Origin of the sequence: Campylobacter sp. BCW_6468 (genome assembly GCF_001762865.1) — a bacterium.
GTDB lineage: Bacteria > Campylobacterota > Campylobacteria > Campylobacterales > Campylobacteraceae > Campylobacter_D > Campylobacter_D jejuni.
Genome location: NZ_MJXQ01000034.1, coordinates 1,204 through 1,527, shown reverse-complemented (window position 1 = coordinate 1,527; position 324 = coordinate 1,204). Strand labels below are relative to the sequence as shown.

The 324-nt window shown below is 29.9% G+C and carries 1 pseudogene; it reads left to right on the top strand.

Annotated elements, in window-relative coordinates:
• Window positions 1-324: pseudogene (locus tag AJ889_RS09655) on the top strand (6-hydroxymethylpterin diphosphokinase MptE-like protein); the annotation flags it as partial.

The window sequence follows — 324 nt, the reverse complement described above, 5'->3', positions numbered from 1 at the left end:
TGATTATGTTTGTATGCTAGAAAGAACTGAAATTACTGCTGAGTTTTTTAACAATGATTTTGGTGAATTTGATAAGGATGTTATATTTATTTGTGCTGGTGTTGTTCATCCAAAGGCGATTGAGTATTTAAAGGGTAGAAATTTAGTCATAACTCAAAAAGTTCTTGCTTTTCCATATTATATAAATCTTAAAGATTTTTCTTATGCTGCTGTAGGACTTAGTGTTGCACATACATTATCTTATCTAGCAACTTATCTAAGTCATAAAAACATCATTTTTATAGGACAGGATTTAGCTTATGCTGAAAATGGCAATTCTCATCC